The sequence below is a fragment of the Nocardia pseudobrasiliensis NBRC 108224 genome (genome assembly GCF_001613105.1).
GTDB classification, from domain to species: domain Bacteria; phylum Actinomycetota; class Actinomycetes; order Mycobacteriales; family Mycobacteriaceae; genus Nocardia; species Nocardia pseudobrasiliensis.
The window spans coordinates 287,277-308,261 of the sequence record NZ_BDBS01000010.1 but is presented as its reverse complement, the minus strand read 5'-3'; the positions used below and the strand labels follow the sequence as shown (position 1 = coordinate 308,261).

Annotated in this window: 20 protein-coding genes; 7 read left to right on the top strand and 13 right to left on the bottom strand. The window is 68.1% G+C overall.

Annotation, left to right across the window (positions count from 1 at the left end):
* Positions 1–21: 21 nt before the first annotated feature.
* Positions 22–468 (bottom strand): CBS domain-containing protein, encoded by a 447-nt coding sequence (locus NP4_RS12470; RefSeq protein WP_067996706.1) that lies wholly within the window; start codon positions 466–468, stop codon positions 22–24.
* Positions 469–494: 26 nt separating this feature from the next.
* On the opposite strand from NP4_RS12470, the gene NP4_RS42565 reads away from it, so the two are divergent.
* Entirely contained in the window at positions 495–623 is a 129-nt protein-coding gene (locus tag NP4_RS42565; protein ID WP_255285500.1) for a hypothetical protein, read from the top strand.
* Positions 624–939: 316 nt separating this feature from the next.
* Here NP4_RS42565 and NP4_RS12465 read toward each other — a convergent pair whose 3' ends face one another.
* The 3 genes from NP4_RS12465 to NP4_RS12455 form a co-directional block, all read right to left on the bottom strand.
* Entirely contained in the window at positions 940–1,206 is a 267-nt protein-coding gene (locus NP4_RS12465; RefSeq protein WP_067996704.1) for a hypothetical protein, read from the bottom strand.
* Positions 1,207–1,469: 263 nt separating this feature from the next.
* Complete coding sequence (locus NP4_RS12460) at positions 1,470–1,982, bottom strand: GNAT family N-acetyltransferase (RefSeq protein WP_067996701.1); 513 nt, start codon at positions 1,980–1,982, stop codon at positions 1,470–1,472.
* A gap of 170 nt (positions 1,983–2,152) precedes the next feature.
* A complete protein-coding gene (locus NP4_RS12455) occupies positions 2,153–2,863 on the bottom strand; it encodes a response regulator (RefSeq protein ID WP_067996699.1) in 711 nt (236 codons plus the stop codon).
* A gap of 318 nt (positions 2,864–3,181) precedes the next feature.
* Between NP4_RS12455 and NP4_RS12450 the strand changes: the two genes are divergently transcribed.
* The 3 genes from NP4_RS12450 (at position 3,182) to NP4_RS12440 (ending at position 6,266) form a co-directional block, all read left to right on the top strand.
* On the top strand, positions 3,182–4,435 hold the full coding sequence (locus tag NP4_RS12450; protein ID WP_245997979.1) for a sensor histidine kinase: 1,254 nt from the start codon (positions 3,182–3,184) through the stop codon (positions 4,433–4,435).
* Positions 4,436–4,761: 326 nt separating this feature from the next.
* Positions 4,762–5,178 (top strand): cation:proton antiporter domain-containing protein, encoded by a 417-nt coding sequence (locus NP4_RS43345; protein WP_245997982.1) that lies wholly within the window; start codon positions 4,762–4,764, stop codon positions 5,176–5,178.
* Positions 5,160–6,266 carry a mechanosensitive ion channel family protein gene (locus tag NP4_RS12440; protein ID WP_245997983.1) on the top strand — a complete coding sequence of 369 codons (1,107 nt, stop codon included), beginning with the start codon at positions 5,160–5,162 and terminating at the stop codon, positions 6,264–6,266. The genes NP4_RS43345 and NP4_RS12440 overlap by 19 nt, the downstream gene beginning before the upstream one ends.
* Before the next feature lie 193 nt (positions 6,267–6,459).
* Here the strand turns inward: NP4_RS12440 and hemQ are convergent, their stop codons facing one another.
* The 3 genes from hemQ to hemE form a co-directional block, all read right to left on the bottom strand.
* Complete coding sequence (gene hemQ, locus NP4_RS12435) at positions 6,460–7,155, bottom strand: hydrogen peroxide-dependent heme synthase (protein WP_067996693.1); 696 nt, start codon at positions 7,153–7,155, stop codon at positions 6,460–6,462.
* 60 nt (positions 7,156–7,215) lie between these two features.
* On the bottom strand, positions 7,216–8,562 hold the full coding sequence (locus tag NP4_RS12430) for a protoporphyrinogen oxidase (RefSeq protein WP_067996692.1): 1,347 nt from the start codon (positions 8,560–8,562) through the stop codon (positions 7,216–7,218).
* Between the two features lie 77 nt (positions 8,563–8,639).
* Entirely contained in the window at positions 8,640–9,716 is a 1,077-nt protein-coding gene (hemE, locus tag NP4_RS12425) for a uroporphyrinogen decarboxylase (protein WP_067996689.1), read from the bottom strand.
* Positions 9,717–10,150: 434 nt separating this feature from the next.
* On the opposite strand from hemE, the gene NP4_RS12420 reads away from it, so the two are divergent.
* The gene (locus NP4_RS12420; RefSeq protein ID WP_082875793.1) at positions 10,151–10,789 is read left to right on the top strand and encodes a DUF3000 domain-containing protein; all 639 of its coding nucleotides are present in this window, start codon (positions 10,151–10,153) and stop codon (positions 10,787–10,789) included.
* 22 nt (positions 10,790–10,811) lie between these two features.
* Positions 10,812–12,086 (top strand): HRDC domain-containing protein, encoded by a 1,275-nt coding sequence (locus NP4_RS12415; RefSeq protein ID WP_067996686.1) that lies wholly within the window; start codon positions 10,812–10,814, stop codon positions 12,084–12,086.
* Between the two features lie 240 nt (positions 12,087–12,326).
* On the opposite strand, the gene NP4_RS12410 is transcribed toward NP4_RS12415, so the two are convergent.
* The 4 genes from NP4_RS12410 to dxs form a co-directional block, all read right to left on the bottom strand.
* Positions 12,327–13,613 carry a HAMP domain-containing sensor histidine kinase gene (locus NP4_RS12410; protein WP_067996683.1) on the bottom strand — a complete coding sequence of 429 codons (1,287 nt, stop codon included), beginning with the start codon at positions 13,611–13,613 and terminating at the stop codon, positions 12,327–12,329.
* Entirely contained in the window at positions 13,610–14,311 is a 702-nt protein-coding gene (locus tag NP4_RS12405) for a response regulator transcription factor (protein WP_082875792.1), read from the bottom strand. The genes NP4_RS12410 and NP4_RS12405 overlap by 4 nt, the downstream gene beginning before the upstream one ends.
* A gap of 10 nt (positions 14,312–14,321) precedes the next feature.
* Positions 14,322–14,753 (bottom strand): hypothetical protein, encoded by a 432-nt coding sequence (locus NP4_RS12400; protein ID WP_067996677.1) that lies wholly within the window; start codon positions 14,751–14,753, stop codon positions 14,322–14,324.
* Positions 14,754–14,869: 116 nt separating this feature from the next.
* On the bottom strand, positions 14,870–16,762 hold the full coding sequence (dxs, locus tag NP4_RS12395; protein WP_067996674.1) for a 1-deoxy-D-xylulose-5-phosphate synthase: 1,893 nt from the start codon (positions 16,760–16,762) through the stop codon (positions 14,870–14,872).
* Between the two features lie 184 nt (positions 16,763–16,946).
* Between dxs and NP4_RS12390 the strand changes: the two genes are divergently transcribed.
* Positions 16,947–17,609, top strand: coding sequence for an SIMPL domain-containing protein (locus NP4_RS12390; RefSeq protein WP_245997984.1), 663 nt, complete (start codon positions 16,947–16,949; stop codon positions 17,607–17,609).
* 18 nt (positions 17,610–17,627) lie between these two features.
* Here the strand turns inward: NP4_RS12390 and NP4_RS12385 are convergent, their stop codons facing one another.
* Both NP4_RS12385 and NP4_RS12380 read right to left on the bottom strand, forming a co-directional pair.
* On the bottom strand, positions 17,628–18,905 hold the full coding sequence (locus tag NP4_RS12385) for a class I SAM-dependent RNA methyltransferase (RefSeq protein WP_067996671.1): 1,278 nt from the start codon (positions 18,903–18,905) through the stop codon (positions 17,628–17,630).
* Complete coding sequence (locus NP4_RS12380; RefSeq protein WP_067996668.1) at positions 18,905–20,896, bottom strand: APC family permease; 1,992 nt, start codon at positions 20,894–20,896, stop codon at positions 18,905–18,907. Before NP4_RS12380 ends, NP4_RS12385 begins: the two co-directional genes overlap by 1 nt.
* Positions 20,897–20,985 lie beyond the last annotated feature (89 nt).

Genomic DNA, 20,985 nt, shown 5'->3' with positions numbered 1-20,985 from the left:
CGGAACGAAACGTGCTGAGTCTCAGACGCTCTGCAGCACGGCCTCCAACAGCCGAGACGCGGTGATCACACCGAGCAATTCCGAATCCTTCACCACCGCGATCAACGGGCTGCGGTACCGGGCCATGGCCGCGGCGACCTCGATCACGGTGTCGTCGGCCTTCGCCGCGGGCACCTTCGCGAGCCGCTCCGGCAGCACGTCGCGAACCTTCTTCCCGCGCAACTTGTCCGCGACGCGGTCGCACATCTTCTCGCTGAGCACTCCCGCCAGGGATGGATCGTCCTGCACATATTGCGGCACGATGAACCGCACCACCTGCGACGCCGGTAACACCGCCTCCGGACTCCCGTCGGAATTGATCACCAGAATGCCGGGCAACCGATGATCGGCCAGCAGCCGAGCCGCGTCCACCGCGTCGGTGTCCATCCGGACCACCGGATAATCCTCGACTATTTGAGAGGCGTGCACTTCCGCAGAATACGACGCCGGAGCCCATGATCGCCGCCGCGAAATGCGTCAAGATCAACTCCGGACGCGTCATCGAGAACCTCCAGGTCGCCGCCTCGTCGCCCGAGGTCACGGGCCACGTCGCCGACCAGACTTCCCGGCACACCTATCTGTAAAGATGCCGTAAACGTCGAGGCGGGGCAAATCGGACACGCGTGTCGGGGCAGCATGATCGGATACCGACAACCTGTCCGCTCCCCTGAACCGCGCCTCGATCGGCCGCCTCACTCACCCACGAGACGTGTCGCTACGCACCGGCCGGTACCGGATTGTCGCTGGTACGCATCACCCAACCGGTGGCGGTCGAACTCCCGGTGACGGCGCCCTTCTCGGCAAAGAATTCCGCCGCCACGACAGTGGTGGATCCGTTGGCGCACAGCGGTTTCCGCAATGCCTGCCGAAGACTATGGTCCGGAACGCTCCGACCCCATGTCAATGAATTCCCGTGCACCTCGGCCGCGAAGTCGGTGGCCTCCCAGCCGCCGTGTTCGTCGCGACTGTCACCTTGTCCCCCGGCACCTGCACATCGACCAGTTGCGGGCGACCATGGTCGCCGTTGAGCACGCCGGCGTAGGTCGCGTTGCGCCAATCCGACAACGTGGCACCGCAGCCGGTTCCGGCATCGGCGACCGCTGACGGAGCCGACACCGCCGTGGCCGCGAACAGCACTGCGCCGCCCAGGATTTCAATTGCTCGCATCAGTCCTCCTTCGACTCTGATTTCCTCCGAACCGTTGTCTCATTCATTTCCCATCCGATCCCAGGGAGATCCCCCACCGAGAGGATCGTTCGCATCCCGACCGCGCATGTTGTAGCGGCGTATCAGCATCAGCGATACGACGAATACGCTTATCACGACGATGGTTTCGAGCACGACACTGTCCCGCCTGTCGCCCGGAGACCGAACACCACGACCCTACCTCCGGATCAAACGCCGACCCGGCACGTCGAGCACCGAGCCCGTCAGGTGTCACCGCACGCGATCGTGTGGTTATGGCGCTGGTCCACGCACTCCAACGACAGAGCTACCGACTGGATGCACCGAATTCGGTGATCGGCGTCGGTTCCCATCACCGTCGGTGTATGTACGCGCAGACACCCTCGGTGACGACGAGCCGCCGCGCGCAACGCCTCCACCACCCTCTGCTCGTCCGGGCCGATCACTGTCTCGATGGCGCGAGCCCCGCGCCGGGCGGCGCTCTCCAGTAGGAACTCGACAAGGTCCGCGCCGATGTCGCGTCCCTGCGTGGCGACGGCGAGCTGCCACAGCACAAGGGTGCGCGACGGGGCGGGCCGCAGGTAACCGATGGCGAAACCCACGGTGACACCGGCGATCTCGGCCACGGCCGAGGTGTCGGAGAATTCGGTGGACCACCAGCGATACGCACCGATGGAGTGGATGACCGGCCCTCCGGCGTCCTCGGCGCAGAGCCGCATGCGCAGGCCGTCGGTGGGTTCCGGGTTCCGGATGACCACCGCCGCTTCGGCGTCTCCTATCAGCGGCGTAAGCCCGGCGGCAGGGGAGAACACGAAGACCGGGCGTGCTGCGGGGGATAACCAGAACCGATTCTGCATGGTCGACCCAGAGTGTTCGTCGACCTTTGCGCTGAACCGTCGAGAATTTTACGGTCGTGTTGCGAATCGACTCAGTGTCGCGGGTCGAGGCGATAGCCCAGACCGCGCACGGTCACCACGATCCTGGGATCGGAGGGATCCCGCTCGATTTTCGTTCGTAACCGCCGCACGTGGACGTCGACAATCCGTTCGTCCCCGAAAAATCCCTGATCCCAGATCTTTTGCAACAACACCGACCGACTCAGGACCCAGCCCGGAGTGTCGGCCAGTTCGCACAGCAACCGGAACTCGGTCAGTGTCAGATGCAACTCCTCGGCACCGCGATACACCCGACCGCCGCCCGGAGACAGCACCAGCCCCTGCTCGGCATCGAGCACGACGACGTCGGCCTGGTCGACAGTCTCGCGGGCAGTGGGACGAGCCCGTCGCCGCAATGCGCGCATGCGGGCCGTGATCTCCTTGACCTGAAACGGTTTACGGACGTAGTCGTCGGCCCCGGCTTCCAATGCCGCTACGACGTCATGGGTGTCGTCGCGAGCACTGACCACAATGATCGGGACATCATGGTCGCGGCGGACCTCACGAATACAGCTGAACCCGTCCATTCCGCCGAGCATCAGATCGACGATCATGACATCCGGAGCGCCATGGTCGCGCAGATGCCGAAGCGCGGCCTCGGCCTTCTCGGCCTCCGCGACGGAGTATCCTTCGCCCTCCATCGCCAGCCGCAGCGCCCACCGCACCCGCTCGCCGTCCTCCACGATCATCAGGCTGGCACTCATGTCTCGTCACTCCCCAGAACACCCGGTTGGTACGCAAAGCTCCTCGCAGCCTGCGTCTTTCACTCAGCACGGGAGTACCAGGAAGTGGAAGGGTAGCCATTTCCGGCCGGCCCAAACCTTCGGGCCGAGTCGCCGTCGAGCCGAAACGGCTATGGCATCGTGAGCTTTTCGACGAGCGAAGCGTGGAGATGGCAACAATGACAGCGCGTCTGCGACCACAGAGTCTGCGAGCCAGAGTGGTACTCGCGTTCGCGCTCAGCGCGAGTGTGGTGGCGTTGCTGCTGGTCGTGTCGGTCTATACCGTGGGCCGCGACTATCTTGTGGATCAAACGCCTGAATTCGGCCGAACGCCTCGTCCGGGCCCACAGCGAGTTGCTGTCCACCCGACTCGAACAGCCGGGAGCATCTCCTCAGGCACAGCTGTTGGACGCGCACGCCGCACCGGGCACAGTGCTACTGCTGCGCTGGAATTCGAACTGGTTCACCACCGGACCGGACCACGTACGCGACGCCGTGCAGACCCCGGACCTGGCCGGACCATCGGTCGCGCACACCACCCGAGTCTGGATCGAGAGCCAGCCGTACATGCGAGTGGGCACACGGATGAACGATCGAGGCGACGTACTCTACGAATTCACTCCGATCACAGAGTTGGAGGCGACCCTGCGGGTACTGCGAAATTTACTGATCGCGTGCGCTGCGGCGGCGGCATCGGTCGGAGTCGCATTGGGCGCGTGGGCCGGACGCCGGGTACTGAATCCACTGCGCCAGGTAGCCGCCGCAGCGGCCCGCATCTCCTCGGGCGACCTCGACCTGCGATTACCCGCGACTCGAGACCGAGATCTAGTGACCACCGTGAACTCGTTCAACACCATGGTCGACTCCCTACAACAGCGTATCGACCGCGAACGCCGCTTGGTCGGCGATGTCAGCCATGAGTTGCGTACGCCGTTGACGACGCTGATCACCAGCGTGGGCGTGATGCAGCACCACGAGCAAGACCTCCCGCAGCGCGCACGCCAAGCATTGAACTTGATTGCCGCGGAAGTGGAACATCTTCATCACATGCTCGAAGACATGTTGGAACTGGCCCGGGTCGAGGCGGGAGTGCAGCGCGGGGACACCGACACCCTGGCGCTGCACGAATTGCTCCGCCACACCCTCGGCGGCCGCAACTACCCCCAGGAACTGCTGCGAGTGATTCGCGATGCGAGAGTCCGCGGCCGGAAACTCGAACTGGAACGCGCTGTAGCGAACCTGTTGGACAACGCCAGTCGTCACGGTGGCGGTCCGGTCGCCGTGGTGGTCGACGCGGTCGGCTCATGGGCGACAATCGCCGTCGAGGATGCCGGTCCCGGTGTGCCGCAAGCGGATCGGGACCGCATCTTCGAACGGTTCGCCACCATCCGTGCCGAACGCCGATCGGCCACCGGCACCGGCATCGGGCTCGCGTTGGTCCGGGAGACGGTCAGAGCCCACGGAGGACGGGTCGAATACGCGGACCGACCTGGGGGCGGTGCACGTTTGGTGCTCTGGCTGCCCCTGGCCTCCTCGGCCGAGGACGACGGCTGATTCGGCAGCGACGCGCACGGGACCCGCCCGTCTCGGGTGACCGGCTCACCGGGGCGGCAGAGGCCAACCCCGTTCGGGTGGCAAGGGTGTCGCCCGGCCGACCGGGCATGGAGAGACGACGAAGTCCTCGCCGTGATGATTGCTGTCGATCCACTCCCGACATGCCTGCGCGTCGAGCCCGCCGGCGCCGTGCCGGGGGTCGGGCCACAGGCGTCTTTCACCGTCCACTTTCCGAACAGGTCGTATCGTGGCGCACGGCGCGCTTCGGTTGTCACAGGCGGACGAGGGCCGGGTGTGCCGGGGGGTGTGTGAACCGATACCTGGGCATGCCACTGACGATGGCGCTGCTCGCCGTCCCCGCGCATTGGCTCGCCGGATTGGATTGGCCCGCAGCGTTTCTGCTGGGCGCGATCCTCTCGCCCACCGACCCGGTATTCGCCTCGGCCATCGTCGGACGCACCGACGTACCGCTGCGGCTGCGGCGGCTGTTGAACGTCGAATCCGGCCTCAACGACGGCCTCGCGCTGCCATTCGTACTGATCTTTCTCGCCACCGATGTCCCCATTGCGAAATTCTTCGTGTGGAACCGATGGACGGCCTGCCCAGCGGTAAACCGGATTCGCGCGCCGCAGTCGACGCGAGCGGGTGATCCGTTCCAGGACAGCGGTTTCCGAGCACGAAATCGTCCGGAAATACCGGCACGTGTCCGACAGACGTTATCGATATGTACCGTGTCGAGGTAGCTACCGAGACACCCGAAGGCAAGGAGTTGGACGCCTTGGAGGAGGTTCTGCGGCCGCTCATCGTATTCGGCGGCACACTCGCGATCACCGTCTGCGCAGGTCTGTTGGTCGACCGCCTGCTGCGCTACACCGCGAACAAACACCCGCCGCACAGGCTGGCCGGTTTGCTGCGCCGAACGCAGCTACCGCTGCAGGCCCTGCTGGCCACCGCCGCGCTCCATTTCACCTATCCCCTGGCCGAACTGCACTGGCGTTCGGATGACGTGATTCGCAACATCCTGGCCGCCACGGCGATCATGGCCGCCGCGTGGCTCACCATGCGCGGCGTCGACGCGGTCGCGGAGAACACGCTGGAGGAATACGCGACCCGCACCACCGATATCGCGCGCGTGCGTCGGCTGCGCACCCAGCTCACGTTGCTGCGCCGGATCGTGACCACCGTACTCACGATCACCACCGCCGCGGTAGCGATTCTGTTGCTGTTTCCCGATCTTCGGACTCTGGGCACCTCGCTGCTGGCCTCGGCGGGGGTCATCGGCATCATCGCCGGCGTGGCGGCCCAGTCGACGCTCGGCAACCTCATGGCCGGTCTGCAGATCGCGTTCGGCGATTCGGTGAAGATCGGTGACACCGTGGTGGTCGAAGGCGAATGGGGCACCATCGAGGAGATCACGCTGACCTTTCTGACCGTCCGGATCTGGGACGATCGCCGACTCACCATGCCGGTCTCGTACTTCAACAGCAAACCGTACGAGAATTGGTCCAAAGGCGGACCTCAGATCACCGGCACCGTCTTCCTGTACCTGGATCACAGCACCCCTGTTCCACAACTGCGCGAACATCTCTACGAATATCTGCGCGGCCGGGAGGACTGGGACGGCAGGAACTGGAATCTGCTGGTCACCGACAGCACGCCCACCAGCATCGTCGTCCGCGCGTCGATGTCGGCGCGCAATGCCGACGACGTGTGGACGCTACGCTGCGCGGTACGCGAGGAATTGCTGAGCTGGGTACGTCACAACCACCCGTACGCGTTGCCGAAGATTCCCACCGCGATGGTGACACCGTCGCCCGCGATGGCCGACTGAATTACCCCTGATGCCGGAGACACTCACCCGATCTTCGCCGTAGTTGATCTGCTCTAACCGCCGGTGATGTCACGCACCAGCCGATCTGACGTCAACCCTATCCTCACCAGCCAAAAGCCTCATCGATGCGACCAAACAGCCTGTGACGAGTCCTCGCCCCGCACGACCCGAATACCGGGGGTTGGTCTGTTTCTCAGGGCAGGGCGTTGATCAACGTCTCGACATCGACGCGTGGGCCGGTGAAGAACGGGACCTCCTCGCGCACGTGCAAGCGCGCCTCGGTGGCCCGCAGATCGCGCATGAGGTCGACGATGCGGTGCAGTTCCGGGGCCTCGAAGGCGAGGATCCACTCGTAGTCGCCCAGGGCGAAGGAGGAGACGGTGTTGGCGCGCACGTCCGGGTAGCCGCGGGCGGCCTTGCCGTGGTCGGCGAGCATCTTGCGCCGCTCCTCGTCGGGCAGCAGATACCACTCGTAGGACCGCACGAACGGGTAGACGCAGATGTAGTTGCCCGGATCCTCACCGGCCAGGAACGCCGGGATATGGCTCTTGTTGAATTCGGCCGGGCGATGCAGCGCGGCATTGCTCCAGACCGGGACGCTGGCCCGGCCCAGGTCGGTGGTGCGGCGGAAATCGGCGTACGCGGACTGCAGATCCTCGATGCGCTCGGCGTGCGACCAGATCATGAAGTCGGCATCGGCGCGCATCCCGGCGACGTCGTAGATGCCGCGCACCACGACACCGCGATCCTCGAGGGCTTCGAAGAAGGCGCGCGCCTGTTTGATCGCCGCCTCCCGATCCTCGCCCAGCACACCCGGTTCCACCTGGAACACCGAGAACATCAGGTAGCGGATGGTCGAGTTGAGTGCCTGGTAGTCGAGTCGTGCCATGTCACCATCGTGCCACTCACGCCGCGCGGGGCGCACAGCCGCTCCCCGTATCGCGGGTCCTCAGCTCGCTTCGCTCAGAATCCGTTGTGCGGCGGTCGTTCCGGAGGCGGCGCAGGCGGGTACGCCGACCCCGTGCAGGTACGCGCCCGCGACGGCGAGCCGCGGTAGTTCGGCCACCGAAGCCTCGATCGCGGCGATGCGATCGAGGTGGCCGGGCGCGTATTGGGGAAGGCCACCGGGCCAGCGCTGGACCAGAGCGGTCAGCGGTCGGGGGCTCAAACCGGTGACGGTGGCCAAATCCCCGGTGGCGGCCGCGATCAGGTCGGTGTCGGTCCACGACAGCGGGGCGTCGTCGCCGAAGCGGCCGAACGAGGCACGCACCAGGGCGACATCACGCTGGGCGAGATGGGTCCATTTGCGGCTGGACAGCGTGAAGGCCTTGGCGCGCAACGGTTCTCCGGTGGCGACCAGGATGCCGGAGTTGTCCGGCAGAGGGGTGTCGGCGGGCAGGGCCAGGGCCACCAGGGCGGAGGAGGACAGTTCGATCCCGGCGGCGGCCCGGGCGGCATCGGGTGCGGCCACTCGCAGCAGTCGCGCGGTCACCGGCGCGGGCGTGGCGAGGATCACCGCGTCGACCTCGCCGATCGGCTCCAGGCGCCAGCCTCGCGCGGTGCGTTCCAGCGTCGTTGCGGCCGTGGCGGTTTCGAGTTTCGGTGCGGCGACGTCTAGCAGTGCGTTCAGCAGCGCGCGGTATCCGTCGCGGATTCCGCCGAATACCGGGGTCGTCGACGGCGGGGGCAGTGCGTCCGCGACGGCCTTCGACAGATTCGGCGCGCCCGCGTCGAGCGCGGCCGCCAGGGTGGGCAGCGCGGCGCGGACACCGATCGTGTCCGCGAGGCCCGCGTACACCCCGCCCAGCAGCGGGTCGACGCTGCGGCGCACGACCTGCTCGCCGAATCGCTCGGCCACCAGCGTGCCGACCGATACATCGTCGCCTCGCTCCCAGCGCAGCGGGCGGCTCGGTTCGTCGGCGATCCGCGCCAGCGTGGCCTCGTCGACCAGTCCGGCGACGGCGTCCGGTCCGGCCGGAATACCCATCAGTGTGCGTTCGGGCAGTGGATGCGCGGTCCCCCGCGACCAGATCAGCGGGCGCAGTCCCGCGGGGAAGACCAACTGTTCCTCGAGGCCCAATTCGCGCAGCAGCGCCGGGATTTCGGGTCGCCTGCCGACGAAGGCCTCGGCGCCCAGATCCACCGGCTCCCCGTCGATCTCGCCGGTGTACAGGATTCCGCCGACTCGCTCGGACCGTTCTACGAGCGTCAGCTCGAGCGCCTCGCCCAGCGCCGTCCGCAACCGATACGCCGCCACCAGCCCGCTGATCCCCCCACCGACCACCGCGACCCGCATCAACCACTCCTCGTTCCGAGCATCCTGGGAAGCAACCTACTCCCGGACCTGATCCGGCCGGTCGTCGGCGGAAACGACTACAGCGGCATCGGCAGGCTGTGGATCAGCTCGACCGTGGCGGTGATCACGCCGGGATCGGTATCGGGCAGTACGCCGTGGCCGAGGTTGAAGATATGGCCGCGCGCGCCCAGGGCCAGGGCCTCGTCGGCCTCGTGGGCGATGCGGCGCACCTCGCGTTCGACGACCTCGGATCCCGCGAAGAAGGTGGCCGGATCGAGGTTGCCCTGCAACACCTTTCCGGGTCCGACACGGCGCACGGCCTCGGTCAGCGGCACCCGCCAGTCGACGCCGACCACATCGGCGCCCGCCTCGCCCATCGCACCCAGCAGTTCGCCGGTGCCGACGCCGAAGTGGATGCGCGGCACGCCCGCGTCGGCCAGTTCAGCGAACACCCGCTCCGAATGCGGCAGTACGTATTCACGGTACTGGGCCAGCGACAGCGCACCGGCCCAGGAGTCGAACAGCTGGATGGCGTCCACGCCCGCGGCCAACTGGGCCCGCAGGAATTCGATCGCGATATCGGTGAGCGCGCCGAGCAGGGCGTGCCAGGTCTCGGGATCGCCGAGCATCATCGCCTTGGTGCGCTCGTGATGGCGGCTCGGGCCGCCCTCGACCAGATATGAGGCGAGAGTGAATGGGGCCCCGGCGAATCCGATGAGCGGCGTGTCCCCCAACTCCTTGACGAGCAGCCGAACCCCGTCCGCGACCGCGCCGACTTCCTCGGCCCGCAGCCGCGGCAGGGCCCGCACATCGGCGACCGTCCGCACCGGCTGCGCCACCACCGGCCCGACCCCCGCCACGATGTCGAGGTCGATCCCCGCGGCCTTGAGCGGAACCACGATGTCGGAGAACAGAATCGCCGCATCCACGCCATGCCGCCGAATCGGCTGCAATGTGATCTCACACACCAGTTCGGGATCGAAACAGGACTCCAACATCCCGACCCCGGCCCGCAACTCCCGATATTCCGGCAGCGACCGCCCGGCCTGCCGCATGAACCACACAGGACGCCGACTCGGCACACCACCGGTGGCGGCAGCGAGGAACGGCGCATCGGACAACCGGCGGCGCGAAGACGTACTCATCCCGGCCATCGTATGTCGCCCCGGAGAAACCAAGACCACCGCCCAGCGCCCCCACCCACAAGACCATGTGACCCACACCACAACCGAGACCCGCACCCACACCATCAACCGAAAGCGCATCAGACCTCCGACAACGCCCATTGATCGCCCATCCCCAACACCAGATACGCAAACATCCACCCCCAACCCGACCACAACGGAGGGAGCCCGACGACCGACCGTTCGCGGCCGTCCCGTCGTTCAGCGCTCGAAGCGCATGTGCGAAGCACGAGTCTCGAGCGCTGAACGACGGGACTCAGGGCCGCGAACACGCGCCGGAGCGAAGCGGAGGCGCCAAAGACACAGCGACTCAGGGCCGCGAACACGCGCCGGAGCGAAGCGAAGGCAATTAAACACAGCGCGCCTCCGACTGTCGGACGCCGTTCGGGTTTAGGTTCACAAGCGTGACACCGCTCGACTTCCGCGACGGCGCCGCACCGACCCCGGGCCCCGACAGCGAACCCGCCCAGTTTCGCGCTGCGGTCGATGCGATGGGCACCGCATCCGTGCACCCCCGGATCGAGCTCGCACCGATCCGGCCTCCGCAACGCCTGGCTCCGTATTCCTATGCCATCGGCGCCGAGGTGAAACACCCGGATACGAATGTGATTCCGGTGGATTCGGATGGGGACGCGTTCGGGCGGCTGATCCTGTTGCATGATCCCAATGGGCACGAGGCGTGGCACGGCGTGTTCCGGCTCGTCGCCTATATCCAGGCCGATATCGATGCCGCGCTCGCCGGTGATCCGCTACTACCGGAGGTCGCGTGGAGCTGGCTGGTGGACGCGCTGGAATCGCGGGGGGAACCCTTCACCGCGCTGGGCGGGACCGTGACCTCGACCAGTTCGGTCCGCTACGGCGATATCGCCGGACCGCCGCGCGCCTATCAGCTCGAGCTGCGGGCCTCGTGGACAGTGGGCTCGACGAGTCTCGGACCGCATGTGGAAGCATTCTGCGAAGTTCTGGCCTATGCGGCGGGTTTGCCGCCCGCCGGCATTACTCATTTGCGGCCGCGTCCGCAGATTGCCGACGACCGGTTCTGACCGCAACGTAAAGTTCTGGGCTATGCCAGACGAGTCCGAGAATTACCCGGGTGGGGTTGCGGGGAATGCCACCGCCGTCCCCCTGCTGGCACCCGCCGATGGCGTGCCGCCGGTGCTGGACACCGAGGCGGATATCGCCGACGCCGCCGCACGGCTGGCCGCGGGCAGCGGTCCTCTCGCTGTCGACGCAGAGCGCGCCTCGGGTTTCCGCTATTCCAATCGCGCCTATCTGATCCAGTTGCGGCGCAAGGGTTCGGGCACCTTCCTCATCGACCCCATCCCGGTGGACGGCGGGCTGACGCCGCTGGCGCGGGTCATCAACGATCTGGAGTGGGTGCTGCATTCGGCCGACCAGGACCTGCCCGGCCTGGCCGAGCTCGGTTTGCGACCGGCGGCGCTGTTCGACACCGAATTGGGCGGGCGGCTGGCCGGTTTCGAGCGTGTGGGCCTGGCGGCGATGGTCGAGCGGCTACTGGGTCGCGAGCTGCGCAAAGGTCACGGGGCGGCCGACTGGTCCACCCGGCCGCTACCCGCGGATTGGCTCAATTACGCGGCGCTGGACGTGGAGTTACTGCTGGAGCTGCGCGACGCGGTCGCCGAGGCGCTGGCAGAACAGGGTAAAACCGACTGGGCGGCACAGGAATTCGAGCATGTGCGCACCACCGAACCGGGACCGCCGAAGGCCGAGCGCTGGCGGCGCACCTCCGGCATCCACACCCTGCGCCGCACCCGCCAGCTGGCGATCGTGCGCGAATTGTGGTCGACCCGCGATCAATTGGCCCGCAGCCGCGATGTGGCCCCGGCCCGCATCCTGCCGGATTCGGCGATCATCGCGGCCGCCGAGGCGGATCCGAAATCGGTGGCGCAGTTGCGGGCCCTGCCGGTGTTCGGCGGTCCTCGTCAGCGCCGGTACTCGCGGGAGTGGCTCGGCGCGGTGGAACGCGCTCGCGCCCTGTCGGATCCCCAGCTGCCCACCCTCACCCAGCCCTACGACGGCCCGCCCCCGGTCAACCGCTGGGAGCGCCGCGATCCGGAGGCCGCCGCCCGCCTGTCCGCCGCGCGCGGCGCGATGGCCGACCTGTCGGCCGAGCACACCATCCCGGTCGAAAATCTGCTCACCCCCGATCTCGTCCGCCGCCTGTGCTGGGACGGTCTGCCCGAATTCCGTTCCGGCGCCAGACCGGAAGACCCGAATCAGGCCATCGATGACTTCCTGAAATCGGGCGGCGCGCGACCCTGGCAGCGCGAGCTGGCGGTGCCGCGTTTGGCGGAGGCCCTGTTCCCGGCACCGGCCTGACCGGGCGGCGCTCAGTCCTCGAAAACCGGTGGCCGCCGGTCGCGTCGGGTCCGGATGGCCTCGTCGAAGTTCTCGGTGGTGAGGCGGACATACAGCCGAGAGGGCCGATCGGCTCCCGACGTAGGACCTGTGACCAAGCCTCGCGGCACCTACCTGTATGGCCGAGAACGCGGGTGGGCCATGGCGTTCATGCGCTCGGGGCGGTTGAGCGTGATCAGCGCGACCTGCGGACGTAGTTTCTCAACGAGTGCGGTCCCGGGGCCGGAGCGTGACGCGCAATCGCGCCCCGCCGCGAGGACTGTCCTCGAAGCAGACTGTGCCGCCGTGTAATCGGGCCTGTTGGGCGACCAGCGCCAAACCCAGGCCGCTGCCCGCCGCGGTGGTCTCGCCGCGGGTGAACCGTTCGAAGACGCGCTCGCGGTCCCGCGGCGGTATACCGCAGCCGTCGTCGTCCACGATCAGTTCGACCGTATCGCCGCTCGCGTGGGCGTCGACCCGGACGCGGGTGGCCGCGCCGTGGCGCACCGAATTGGTGACCGCGTTCTCGACGATGCTGCGCAGACCCGCGGCCAGGCCCCGAATGCGCAGCGGTTCGGCGATATTCGTCTCGATCTCGATCTGGGGATGGTTGCGGCGGGCGTCCTCCACGACCTGATCGATGAGTTCGTCCAGATCGACCTCGGCGAAATCCTCGTCGGTCGTCAACTCCCCCAACGCCAGTCGCTCCAGCGCGGCGAGGGTCTCCTCGACCGCCTGCTGAGTGTTCAGTACGTCGCCGAGGATTTCCCGACGCTCGGATTCGGGCACCTCCATCGTGGCCAGCACCTGCAGATCGGTACGCATGGCGGTGAGTGGCGTCCGCAATTCGTGCGCCGAGGTGGCCGCGAAATCCCGGGCCGCCGCCAATGCGTCGGCGGTATGGCGACGTTCGTCGGCAATGCGTTCGAGCATCTGATTCATGGCCGCGGTCAACTCGGCCGTCTCGGTGGTCCCCTCCGGCGGAACATCCAGGGACAACCGCGTTCCCACTTCTTTGGTGGCGGTCGTCAACCGACGCAGCGGTAATACCGCCCGATGCGCGAACAGCCAGCCCAGCGCCGCGGCCACCGCGATCGCCCCGGCGCCGACCACCACGATCCGAGTCCGCTGCGCCGCAACGGTATCGGCCAGCGCCTGCCTGGGCACCGCGGCCGCCACCAGCACGGTGTCCCCGTGTCCGACCTGCGCGGGCACCGGCCAGCTCAGATCCGTATCCGCGGGAACGGCATCCACCCCGGACGGCCCGGATGTCATGAACACCTGCGACGGCGCGGGAATCGACTGGACCGGAGTCGGGGGATGGCCCGGGGCGTCGGGGGCCGAGGGGGCGGGGGCGGTGATGCGCAGGGATCGGAACGTGGTGGCCAGCTGCTGGTCGGACGTCGAGGGGGCCAGTGCGAAGAAGACCGCGCTCATGGCGGTAACGACCAGGGCGGCGGTGGCGGCGCTGGCGAAGGCCACCCGGGTGCGCAGGGACAGGCGGCTCACGGTTCGACTCGCAGGACGAAGCCGACGCCGCGGACGGTGTGGATGAGGCGAGGGCAGCCGGTGGCTTCGATCTTTCGGCGTAGATAGGCCACGAATACGTCCACCACCTTCGTCTGGGTGTGGAAGTCGTAGCCCCACACCCGGTCCAGTAATTGCGTGCGACTGAAGACCTGATCCGGCGATGCCGCCAGGGCGGCCAGCAGGTCGAATTCGCGTTTGGTGAGATCCAGCGGCCGGTCGTCGATATAGGCGCGGCGGGCGCCGGGCAGGACGGTCAGCGGTCCGACCACGGTCCGGCCCGGATCGGTCACCGGTGCGGGCACGCGGCGCAGCAGGGCGCGCAGCCGGGCGGCCAACTCGCCCAGATCGAAGGGTTTGGTCAGATAGTCGTCGGCGCCCGCCTCCAGCGCGCCGATCCGGTCGACCACCTCCGAGCGGGCGCTGAGCACACAGATCGGGATCTCGTTGCCCAGGGCCCGCAGCGCGGTGACCACCTGCACGCCGTCCAGCCGCGGCATATTCAGATCCAGCACCATCGCCGCGGGAGCGTCCGCGGCGATGGCCGCCAGGGCGGTGGCTCCGTCGGCGGCGGTGTCCACCTCGAAGCCGGACAGCCGCAGCCCGCGCGCGACCGAGGTCAGCACGCGGGCATCGTCGTCGACCACCAGAACTCGACTGCTCGTCACGGTTTCGACGATAGCGACGCGACTACGGGCGGGCGCAGATCACAAGCGTCTGATCGGGACGGACGTCATCGGCGCGCTCGAGATAGAACCGCGCCTCCTGACCGGTGACGGTCCGGCATTCGCCGGGCTCGCCCACCACCGCGCCCGGCGGAAGCGGCTGGGCGGGTACGCCGATCACGCGCTGCCCGTCGGGGGTGACGATCACGACGGTGCCCGGCTCGCCGGGCGCGGTGGGTGCGGGCACGGTGAACTCCGGGCCCGATCCGGGGGCCGAGGGCGCGGGGCCCGGCCCGGGGGCGACCGGCGCCACGATGGTCGGCCCGGCGATCGACGGGCCCGACGAAGCGGAACCCGACGGCAGCGGCGCCTGCGCATTCGCCACGGCGGGCAGCGCCAGCGCCGCCCCCGCGGCGAGACCGGCTACGGCGAGACGACGAACGGTGAACAGCGGCATGGGAATATCTCCTGCGCTCGGGGACGATTACTCGTCCATCGGTCGAACGCCGTCGAAGGTATGGACCCGGTGCTGGAAGACCGTTCGAGAACGGTTAAGGAATCGATAGAAAGTCTCTAAACGCTCCCGGCCAGCCAACCGGTGATGCGGCGGGCGATGTCCCCGGCGGTCAGCCCCAGCTCCTGATGGATCTGCCCGCGCGAGGCGTGGTCCAGGAACTGTTGCGGCACACCGAGATCGCGGGTCGGCACGTCCAGTCCGGCCGCGCGCAGCTTCGCCGAGACCGTCGATCCGATGCCGCCGTGCAGCCCGCCGTCCTCGACCGTGACCACCAGCCGGTAGTTCTCGGCCAGTTTGACGATCGTGTCCGATACCGGGAGTACCCAGCGCGGATCCACCACAGTCACCGAAACACCCTCGGCGGCAAGCAGTCCCGCGGCCCGCACCGCCGTCGACGCCATCGGTCCGACCGCGAGCAGCAGCACGTCGCCGCGCACCGACTGCGCCGAACCGCCCTCGGGCATGCGCAGCACATCCACCCCGTCGAGCCGCTCGACGGCCGTAATGTCCTCGGCCACCGCGCCTTTCGGGAAGCGCAGCGCGGTCGGGCCGTCGGATACGGCCAGCGCCTCGGCCAATTCCTCACGCAGCGTGGCGGCGTCACGCGGCGCGGCGACCCGGATGCCGGGCACGATGCCCAGCACCGACAGATCCCACATGCCGTTGTGGCTCGCGCCGTCGTCACCGGTGATACCGGCCCGGTCCAGCACCAGGGTGACCGGCAGATTCAGCAGCGACACATCCATCAGCAGCTGATCGAAGGCGCGGTTGAGGAACGTCGAATAGATCGCGACCACCGGATGCAGTCCGCCCAGGGCCAATCCGGCGGCGGAGGTCATGGCGTGCTGTTCGGCGATGCCGACATCGAACATCCGCTCCGGGAACCGCTCGCCGAACGGGGTGAGTCCGGTCGGGCCCGGCATGGCGGCGGTGATGGCGACGATATCGTCGCGCCGCTCGGCCTGGCGGATCAGCTCGTCGGAGAACACCGAGGTCCAGCCGACCGAGCTGCCGCCCATCGGCTCGCCGGTCTCGGGATCGATGACCCCGATCGAATGCATCTGATCGGCCTCGTGATTCTCGGCGTGTTCGTAACCGCGGCCCTTCTGGGTGACCGTGTGCACGATGACCGGCCCGCCGAAATCCTTGGCCCGCCGCAGCGCCGCCTCGAGGGCCACGAGATCGTGTCCGTCGACCGGGCCGACGTATTTCATGCCGAGGTCGCTGAACAGCTCCTGCGGCGCGACCGCGTCCTTTATCCCCGTCTTGAGCGCATGCAGCATCGAATATGTCGAGCCCCCCACACGCGGAATGCTCTGCACGAAGCGCTTGGTGGCGTCGAGGGCCTGCTCGTAGGCGGGCTGCATGCGCAGCGCGGTCAGCCGGTCGGCCAGGCCGCCGATGGTCGGCGAGTAGGAGCGGCCGTTGTCGTTGACCACCACGATCAGCGAGCGATCCTGCCCGGCGGCGATATTGTTCAGCGCCTCCCAGCACATGCCGCCGGTGAGCGCGCCGTCTCCGACCACGGCCACCACGTGGCGGCGCTGTTTGGTGAGGGCGAAGGCCTTGGCCAGACCGTCGGCATAGGACAGCGAGGCCGAGGCGTGCGAGGACTCGACCCAGTCGTGCGGGCTCTCGGCGCGGCTCGGATAGCCGGACAGGCCGCCCTGTTTGCGCAGGCGGTCGAACTCGTCCCTGCGGCCGGTCAGGATCTTGTGCACGTAGGCCTGGTGGCCGGTGTCGAAGATGATCGGGTCGGCCGGGGAGTCGAAGATGCGGTGCAGCGCGATCGTCAGCTCCACCACGCCCAGGTTCGGTCCCAGGTGACCGCCCGTCACCGCCACTTTGCGGACCAGGAACTCGCGGATCTCCTCCGCCAGCTCGTGCAATTCCGGTACCGCCAGCCGGCGCAGGTCCTCGGGCGTATCGACCCGGGAAAGAACTCCCACCGCTATCGCTCCCTCTGGATGGCTCGTCGTTTGGAACAGTCTACGGAGCCCGTCGCGGACCCGATGACGGGAATCCGAACCCACCTGCGACAGCCGCCCGGTTTGTGAGGCTCGACATAGCCTCGGGTCGCTACTGTGGGCGCTGCACTCCCACAGCCACTCTCGCCACGCAGAAGGGACCACCGTGACCGCCGAGCAGCCCCACGCCACCGCCACGGTGACCACATTCGGGCACGGCACCGCCGCCGCCACACCCGATCGCATGCAGGTCACCATATCGATCGAAACCCGTGCCAGCACAGTCGCTCTGGCATATCACCGCGCCGGCGAGCGCACCGCGGCGGTGACGACCGCGCTGCGCGCCGACAGCGTCCGCTCGGCCGATATCGCCACCAGTGGCCTGTCGGTGCACACCGAGACCACCTGGATCGAAGGGGGCGGCTCGCGCATCACCGGTTATGTGTCGAGCACCTCGCTGACGGTGACGCTGCGCACCGACCGGCCCGACTCGGATCCGGCCGTGATCATCGGCCACGCGGTCGACGCGGGCGGCGACGATGTCCGCCTGGGCGGGCTGAGCCTGACCTTCGCCGACCAGGAGGCGCTGCTGATCCGCGCCCGCGACGCCGCCTGGGACAACGCCCGCGCCAAGGCCGAGCAGTACGCCCTGCGCGCCGACCGCAAACTGGGCCCGGTCCTCGAGATCACCGAGAGCACCTCGTCCCCGTCCCCGGTCCCCCACAACGTCCAGTTCATGGCCGCCAAGGCCGCCGCCGACTCCGTCCCGATCGAATACGGCGAGAGCGAGGTCTCGGCGACCATCCGGGCCACCTGGCAGCTCGCCTGAGCGAGCGGGCGGCGTGGGTCAGGCGATCGGCTCGAGGAGGGCCAGGCATTCGACGTGATGGGTGGCGGGGAAGGCGTCGAAGGCGCGTAGCCGGGTCGGCCGGTAACCCGCGGTGCGGTAGAGGCCGATGTCGCGGGCGAAGGCGGCCGGGTCGCAGCCGATGTGGACGATGCGGGCGGGAACGCAGGCGGTCATGGCGGCGACGACCTGTTTGCCCGCGCCCGCTCGAGGCGGGTCGAGGACGATGACCTGCGGGGTGGCCTCGCCCAGTTGGTCGTCGAGCCAGCGTTCGACGCGGTGGGCCCGCAGATCGACCTGCGGGAGGTCACGCAGGGCGGAGACGCCGTCCGCCACGGCGGGTTTCGACGATTCGATGCCCAATACCTGCCCGTCCTCGCCGACCTGTTCGGCCAGCCGGGCGGCGAAAACGCCCGCGCCGCTGTAGAGATCCCAGGCCAGCGCCCCGGGGCCCGCATCGGCCCATTCGGCGACGATATCCGAATAGCACTGCGCCGCACCGCGATGCGGCTGCCAGAAGCCGGTCGCGGCGACCTCCCAGCGGCGACCGGCCACGTACTGCGCCGCCCGCCCGCTGCCCTGGAGTACCCGCTCGCGCCGCGGTCCGTGCGCGGCCGCCCGGCGCGCGGCGGTATCGCGTCGATCTCCCCCGGTGCGCCGACCGGATTGTGTCGGCTCCAATTCCACGATGTGGCGCAGACCATCCCCGTCGACGGCGATCACCAACTCGGCACCGGGCGTCCAGCGGCTCTCCGCGATACCGTCCAACGCGCCCGGAACCGCCTGCGGGCAGCGCAGATCCGTAACCACCTCGGTGCTGCGGTAGCGGTGCACCCCGGCGCGCCCGTCGGCGTCGACGACCAATCGGATCCGGGTCCGCCAGCGATCGGTCCCGGCCTCGGGCGGAATGGGTTCCACGATCACGTCGGTATCCCAGTCGGCCAGCCGTCGCAGCTGTTCGGCCACCACGGTCGCCTTGAGTTCGCGCTGCGCGTCGGCCGTGGCGAAGGCGAAATCACAGCATCCGGCTCCGCCGGGCCCGGACACCGGACAGGTCGCCTCGATGCGATCGGGTGAGGGCTCGAGAATCTCCACGGCCTCGGCGCGGCAGAACGAGCCGCCCCGATCCTCGGTCACCCGCGCCCGCACCAGTTCGCCGGGCAGCCCGTGACGCACGAACACCACGCGCCCGTCGTGGCGGGCCACGCAGAAGCCGCCGTGTCCGGGCGCGCCCAGCCGGAGTTCGAGAAGCGTTCCCTCCCAACCGGTATCGGCCATCAGCCCTGCCCCTCGTACCCGCGTCGCACCGCACCCGGCGCGTTCACATCACCCTGTCGGCGCGCCCGATCCGACGAATTGAGCTGCCACGGCACGCTGGTCACCATGACGCCGGGCTCGAACAGCAGGCGACCCTTGAGCCGCAGCGCACTCTGGTTGTGCAGCAACTGTTCCCACCAGTGCCCGACCACGTATTCGGGGATGAATACGGTCACCACATCGCGCGGCGAGGTCCGCCGCACCCGCTTCACATAGTCCACGACCGGCTTGGTGATCTCGCGATAGGGCGATTCGATCACCTTGAGCGGCACCGGGATTCCACTCTTCTCCCATTCGCGCACCAGCTGGCGGGTATCGGGCTCGTCGACATTGACCGTCACCGCCTCGAGCACGTCCGGCCGCGTCGCCCGGGCGAAGGCCACCGCGCGGCGGGTGGGCAGATGCAGTTTGGACACCAGCACGATCGAATGCGTGCGGCTGGGCAGGACGAGGTTCTCGTCGGCCTGCTCGTCGAGTTCGCGCGCCACCGTGTCGTAATGCTTACGAATCAGGCGCATCAACCCGAAGATCGCGGCCATCGTGACGATCGCGATCCAGGCGCCCGCCAGGAATTTGGTGATCAGCACGATCACCAGCACGATTCCGGTCATGGTGAGGCCGATGGCGTTGATGACCCGTGAGCGCAGCATCCGCCGCCGGGCCGCCGGATCGGTTTCGGTGCGCAGCAGCCGGGTCCAATGCCGCAGCATGCCGGTCTGACTCAGCACGAACGAGACGAATACGCCCACGATGTAGAGCTGGATCAGCCGCGTCACCTCGGCGCCGAACAGCACCACGAACGCCATCGCCGCACCGGACAGGAACAGGATGCCGTTGGAGAAGGCCAGCCGGTCGCCGCGGGTGTGCAGCTGACGCGGCAGATACCGGTTCTGCGCCAGGATCGAGCCCAGCACCGGGAAGCCGTTGAACGCGGTATTGGCGGCGAGCACCAGGATCAGCGCGGTGACGACGGTGATGAAGTAGAACCCGGCCGGGAAGCCGTCGAATACCGCCTTGGCCAACTGGGCGATCAGCGTCTTCTGCTCGTATCCGGGCGGAGCGCCGACCAGATCGCTCGCATTCGAGGCGTAGACCACCCCGACGCGGCGGGCCAGGGTGATGATGCCGATCAGCAGGGTGATGGCGACCAGCCCCAGCATGAGCAGTGTGGTCGCGGCGTTGCGGGACTTGGGTTTCCGGAATGCGGGCACGCCGTTGCTGATCGCCTCGACACCGGTCAGCGCGGCACAGCCGGAGGAGAACGCCCGCGCGATGAGGAAGACGAAGGCCAGCCCGACCAGATGCGATTCATTGCCGTCGAGCTGGAAGCCGTAGGACTCCGCGCGCACCTGATCGCCCAGGATCTCGACCCGGAACAGTCCCCAGCCCAGCATGACGATCACGCCGACCATGAACGCGTAGGTCGGAATGGCGAACGCGGTGCCGGACTCGCGCACACCGCGCAGATTCATCGCGGTCAGCAGCGCGATCGCCACCACCGCGAACAGCACCTTGTGCGTGGCCACGAACGGCACCGCGGAACCGATGTTGGAGGCCGCCGAGGAGATGGATACCGCGACGGTCAGGACGTAGTCGACCAGCAGGGCGCTGCCGACCGTCAACCCGGCTGTCGGTCCGAGATTGACCGTGGCCACCTCGAAATCGCCGCCGCCGGAGGGATAGGCGTGGACATTCTGTCGATAGGAGGCCACCACCACGGCCATGACCGCGGCGACCGCGAGCCCGACCCAGGGGGCGTAGACATACGCCGACAGGCCGGCGGCCGAGAGCACGAGGAAGATCTCCTCGGGCGCGTAGGCCACCGACGACAGCGCGTCGGACGCGAAAACGGGCAGTGCGATCCGCTTGGGCAGCAAGGTATGTCCCAGCGAATCACTGCGGAAGGGGCGGCCGACCACCATGCGCTTGACGGCCGTCGTCAACTTGGACACTCGGCCCAGCATAAGCTCAGTGGCCGTCGCCACACAGCGGCGGGGCCAGGGTGTTTCGAGCGGTCGCCGAGGGGGAACGTGGCTGCAAG